This is a genomic window from Bacteroidota bacterium (assembly GCA_034723125.1).
GTDB lineage: Bacteria > Bacteroidota > Bacteroidia > CAILMK01 > JAAYUY01 > JAYEOP01.
Genome location: JAYEOP010000015.1, coordinates 1 through 6,205, shown reverse-complemented (window position 1 = coordinate 6,205; position 6,205 = coordinate 1). Strand labels below are relative to the sequence as shown.

Here is a 6,205-nt window from a genome sequence, read left to right as displayed (position 1 = left end):
CTTGAAGGAAATTTCTGGAAAAATCAGGCATTGACGGATATTCTTCCATATTGGACAAAATATTCCATTGATACTGTTGACGGGGCTTTTATTACTAACCTTGATAGAAGTTTTAACCAAATTGAAGGTTTATCTGTAAAAATAGAAGAAGTAACAATAAACGGAGAGAACCGGACAGATTTTAACAAAGATGAAGGATACATTAATTTACCTGCGTTGGAAAAAGTTGAAATGAAAGTTGTTTTGAAATGATAGAACACGGATGACGATAGAACACGGATGACGCTGATAACGCTGATTTGCACAGATAAAAAAACAGAATAAAAATGATACATTCAACAATAACTAAAAATAAAATCCGCGAAAATCCGCGTAATCCGTGTTATCCGCGTTCTATTGGAACACAAATGACGCAGATAACGCTGATTTGCACAGATAAAAAAACAGAATAAAAATGATACATTCAACAATAACTAAAAATAAAATCCGCGAAAATCCGCGTAATCCGTGTTATCCGCGTTCTATTGGAACACAAATGACGCAGATAACGCTGATTTGCACAGATAAAAAATATGAAAATCAATAAATATAAAAAGAAATAAAAATGACACATTCAAAAATAACAAAAAGTAAAATATTACATTCACAAATAATTGAAATAAAATCCGCGTAATCCGTGTTATCCGCGTTCCATTAAAAGGGGCACAGATGACGCTGATAACGATGATTTGCACAGTCTGCACCATCTTTTCAGGCTTGTATAATTAATAATTCTCATACAAAAATAATAACATTTTGTTATCTGGCAAAATATTATCTTATGGAAGTTCTTCATACAGAACTATCGCTTTGGCTCAGAAAAATTTAAAAACTGCAAAGAGCAGTAACTTTGGCAAATAATGATTATTGTTAATTCAATACTTACAACAGCTCAAAATGCAATTTATCCAAGGATAATTTATTGTTGAATTTTTTGCTTAAAAACACATTGTTTCAAATTCATTGTTGTAATTTTGTGCAAAATTTTTTATTTAAATAAATAAAGCATCTTAAATGAAAATCAAAATTATCTTATTTGCAATATTATTATTTTCTGCTAATCTTGTTCACTCTCAAAATTCGGTTACTGACAGAACTAATGAAATAATAATTCCATCACAATCAAGTGATATTATAACAAATAGCTACTACAGAAAAGCAAACAATCAAAGTTTTAAAAAAATTAAACGCATTAGCAAAGAAAGTGATTTTAATATTCATATTCCTGCCGGAGAATCAATTTTATTGGAATACAATGCTAAAGGGAAATACGTTCATCAATACGCAATACATCATTACGATTCCTTAACATGGCAAGCATTAGAAGCAATTGAAAAAGCACCTGATTGGCTTAAAAATGATTTACGTGATGTATTAGTTCAATTAGATAAAGAATTTCAGAATAAATGGTCGGAATATATCCTTCAAACAAAAGATCCTTATGTCGATGAAATTATTTTTTCAATAGCTAATCTTTCACCAACATATTTAAGTTCAGAATATGCGTATAAAAAAATGTTTGACATCAACGCAGAATATATTTATAAATATGATAGCATTTTAAATTATGTTGAAGTAGTTGATTATGGCAGTGCAGCAAATGGCGGTAATTACTATTCCACAACAAAATATAAACAAAAAGACAGCCTAGGTAATATTTATGAAACAGAAATACCAAAAGAAATTTATTATTGGTATGTTGTGCATCCAAAAATAACAGATGAAATACCGGGATTTGTAGAACCATCTAAAGTTGAAAAAGACCACAAAGAAGTAATGACTGATCCTGACAATGGTTTTTTCTGGCGAGAATACGTTTTAGAACATAATGATGCAGGTATTCCTAATGAAAGTTTTGGGGCTTATCAAACCTTTGTTGACACCAATTCGCGTATAACAGCTTCTGGTTATTCAACAGAAACTGAATATCAAGCTTTAGCTCATCATGTTTTAGACACATTATCGGTAGCTACTTATATTTGGGATAAAGAAACCACCGGAGGCTCATCAAACCTCATGAAATTTGATTATGTTATTGCTATACTTGAAAGATATGTAAATAGTTGTATGCATTTTTGGTCAACACCACAAGAAAGACCACATCAACCTATACGAATACTAAAATGGGGAGTAGGTCGCTGTGGAGAACATGAAGACATTAGTGCTGCTGTTGGAAGAGCAGCACTAATACCAAGCTCAGGAATTGAAGCAAGTTCATCCGACCATGTATGGAATGGGTTTTTTATTGATGATGATTGGCATTCATGGGAAGCTGTTGGCGGTCTAATTAACCGAGGATATCCCGATGGTGATGGCAACCGTTGGGCATCTGTAAATCTTCGTAGAAGTGATGGCATTACCGACCTTGATGTTGTTGATATGTTTTCTAACCAATCAGGTACAATCAATGTTCATGTTGTTGATAAATGGCACAAACCAATTGATGGAGCAACAGTAACTTTATTTGCAAAACATTCTTCAAATACAAATATTTACTACGATAACGTTAGAATTACTGACCAAAATGGTTTAGCTGAATTTACTGTTGGAAACGACAGAATTTATTATTGCAGAGTTTATGCTCTGGGCAAACAAAACCCCGCAGGAAATTATGTTGATAGATTAACAAATCCTGTTGTTCCAGATAGAGTTTATAATTCAACTGTAAGATTTAGCGATATTACTATTGACGAATTAGATGATTTTGTATTAAATAACCTTGATACAATTACAAACAATAGCACAGATACATTTATGTCATTTGATTTTGAAATTACTGACGAATACATTTATGGAGGAGGCTCTCATGATGATATGGGTAGCATTCAGGTGCGTGAACACAGAAAAACAAATGCAGGTATTTCGTTTTTTGAATTAAGTGAAAACAATTTTAATAAAATGCTCACAACCAATAATCCTGATGCATTTAATATCAAAGAAAATATTTTATCTTTAGATACAAATGTTGCGGTTTCTTGTTCAAACAACTCATTCTTTGTTATTAGAAATACTAACATGCAAAATTTCATTAATATCACAGGCGAAATAGCACTTTTAATGTCGGATGATAAAATGATACTGGATATTGGAGTACATGATACTATCTTTAATCCTTCATTAAGAAAAAAACCAATGGATGTTGTAATTGGACCAAATCCTACAAACAATTTAGTAACTATTAAACTTAATAACAAAAAACTTAAATCAATAACAGTTTATGATATGTTAGGAAAATGTGTAAATAACATTGAAGATATTTCAAGTAATCAATATACATTAAAACTTTTTTCCGAACATAATGGTATTTATATTATTAAAATTATTGATGAGAACAACGAAAAAATAATTAAAAAAGTTTTTCTAAACAACCAAATATAACACATTAGTTTCAGCTTACTTCTATTGGGGGGGCTATGTTGATTTGTGTGAATGAAAAAATATTAAAGCCACAGACCAAGCTAAGTGTAATAGAAGTAAGACTACATCTGTCGAAGACAGATTCACAGATTTCAAAAAGAGTAATTTTATAATCTGTGAATCTGTGGCAAATTTGATTACCCACAGTATTTGACATAGAATCATTAAAGCAATTTTAATATGACAGATTGCTTTTTAAAAAAGATTAAAAGGACTTCTAATAAAACAAAAAATATTTATTACATTTGCAATTGGATTTTATGATAGATTCAAAATTTATTTGGATATGAAAATACTAGAACTACAAAATTTATAAGCCATTGGATAATATTGAATTATGGAATTTTTTAACAAAATATATAATGGAAATTAGAGATATAATATGAAAGCAAACGAAACAAAAGTTGAAGATTTTTTATCATCCAATAAAACTCAATTTGTCATTCCTGTTTATCAAAGAAATTATGATTGGTCAACAAGTCAATGTAAGCAACTATTAGACGATATACTTGAAGTTGGAACAAGCAAAAAAATGAATGCACATTTTATTGGAAGTCTTGTGTATGTACACGATGACGTTTATACTGCTACAAGGATTAAAGAATTGACAATAATTGATGGTCAGCAAAGAATAACAACGCTGACTTTAATTTATTTAGTTCTTCATAGACTTGCAATCGAATTAAATGATGAGTCACTTGTTAGTGAAATAAATGAAACTTATTTAATTAACAAATTTGCTCCTAAAGATGAGAAGTTAAAACTAAGACCTACTGAAAATAATGACAAAGCAATTAAATACTTATTGCGAAGTGACCCAAATGAAGAATTCACGGCATTTTCAAAAGTAATTGACAATTTTAATTATTTCAAAGAAAGAATAACAGAAGAAAATTTTGAATTCGTTTTAAGTGGTCTTTCAAAATTAATGTTTGTTGAAATTTCACTTGACCGAGAAAAAGATGCACCTCAAAGAATTTTTGAAAGTTTAAATTCAACAGGACTTGAACTATCACAAGCAGACTTGATTCGAAATTATATTTTAATGGGGCTTAACCGAAGAGACCAGAATAAGATTTATAATAATTATTGGGAAATTATTGAGAAATTGGCAAAAGATGAAACATTAAATATAAGTAAAGTATCTGATTTTATTCGAGATTACCTAACATTAACAAATAACAAGATACCTAATAAGAGCAAAGTATATTTAGAGTTTAAAACAAAATTCCCAACAACAAATTTAGAAGACTTAGAGAATATTTTAACACCAATCAAATCACTTGTTAAGTTTTATAACAAACTTATCAATCCGAAAAATGAAACTGATAGCGAAATCAGAACTCAACTTGAATATATAAACAGACTTGAAATAAATGTTGCCTATCCATTCTTAATGAAAGTTTATGAAGATTATTCAGGAAAATTAATTGATAAAGATACTTTCATTGAAATACTTGATTTTATACAGTCATTCACTTGGAGACGATTTATTGTCGGACTACCAACAAATGCTTTGAATAAAATATTTATGACATTGTATGAAAAAATAGAGTCTGATAATTATTTGCTTTCACTTCAACAATGGCTACTCAAAAGACCAGGTTCCCAAAGATTTCCGAAAAACAAAGAAGTAATTGAAAGCCTGAAACTAAAAGATGTTTACAACATAAAATCTAAAAACAGAACATATCTGTTAGAAAGACTTGAGAATTTTAAAAATAGAGAACCTGTAATTATTGAAGGGAATTCTGATATTACAATTGAACATATTTTTCCGAAAAATCCTGAGCCAAAATGGAAAATAGATTTGGGAGCAGACGAATACAATTTAGTAAAAGAGAATTATTTAAATACAATTGGTAATCTGACTTTATCGGGTAATAATGGAAAATTAGGAAATAAATCATTCTTATTTAAAAGAGATTTGGAAACAGCAGGCTATAAAGACAGTCGGCTTTGGCTTAATAAGCATTTATCAAATGCAACCAAATGGGATAAAACTGAGATTGAAAAACGATTTGATTTACTGGCTGAAAGGTTTTTGAATATTTGGAAATATCCAAAGATTGAATTAGTAGAAAGAGATGAAAATAATGAAGTAAACATATTTGAAGCAGAAGACCCAAAATTTAAGAAATTAGAATATGCAATTTTCTTTGACCAAAAATTAGAAATAACTCAAGTTACTAAATTGTATTTAGAAGTAGTTAAACAACTCTTCGACATTCAACCTGAGACATTTTTCACAACTGATTTGGCAGAAAAGATAACATTGACAAAAAATCCCAAAGAAGGAAATCCAAGACAAGCACTTCCAATTAATGATACATATTTTATTGAAGGAAATATTGATAATATTAGTAAATTTGAGAAAATTAAACACGCATTAACAATTTTTGATTCGGAAGAAGAATTGACAATTAAATATGCTAAAAATTAATAACGAAAGCCTAACAAAGGCTATACGCAATGTGGGTAAAGTGCTAATATTGAAGTTTGTAGCAATAAATAAAATTAACGCTAAGTTGAAAATGAAGTATTCCAAAGTATATTCAAACTATTAGACTGTCTAAAAACTACTAAAAAACCATTCTTTTTATTAGACAACAAAATGTATAATTTTAAAAAACAGCTATTTGAAGAATTACTTATTGGGTACAAATATCAATATTCGGGCTTATTAGACAGACTGCTGTTATGGGCAATTAGTGAACGAAGAAAAACAGTCAGTAAAGCGACCAACTTA

3 protein-coding genes are annotated in these 6,205 nt (G+C 29.5%); all 3 read left to right on the top strand.

Features of this window, described 5'->3' with window-relative positions:
• The coding region (locus tag U9R42_00520) for a hypothetical protein (protein MEA3494502.1) at window positions 1–252 on the top strand (252 nt) is incomplete at its 5' end.
• Window positions 253–1,053: 801 nt separating this feature from the next.
• Window positions 1,054–3,417: a T9SS type A sorting domain-containing protein gene (locus U9R42_00515; GenBank protein MEA3494501.1), complete on the top strand. Its 2,364-nt coding sequence runs from the start codon at window positions 1,054–1,056 to the stop codon at window positions 3,415–3,417.
• Window positions 3,418–3,838: 421 nt separating this feature from the next.
• Entirely contained in the window at window positions 3,839–5,899 is a 2,061-nt protein-coding gene (locus U9R42_00510; protein ID MEA3494500.1) for a DUF262 domain-containing protein, read from the top strand.
• Window positions 5,900–6,205: the final 306 nt, after the last annotated feature.

Excerpts from the sequence above, each read along its gene's own strand:
- U9R42_00515 (MEA3494501.1), top strand. The coding sequence starts at position 1,054 with ATGAAAATCAAAATTATCTTATTTGCAATATTATTATTTTCTGCTAAT.
- U9R42_00510 (MEA3494500.1), top strand. The coding sequence starts at position 3,839 with ATGAAAGCAAACGAAACAAAAGTTGAAGATTTTTTATCATCCAATAAA.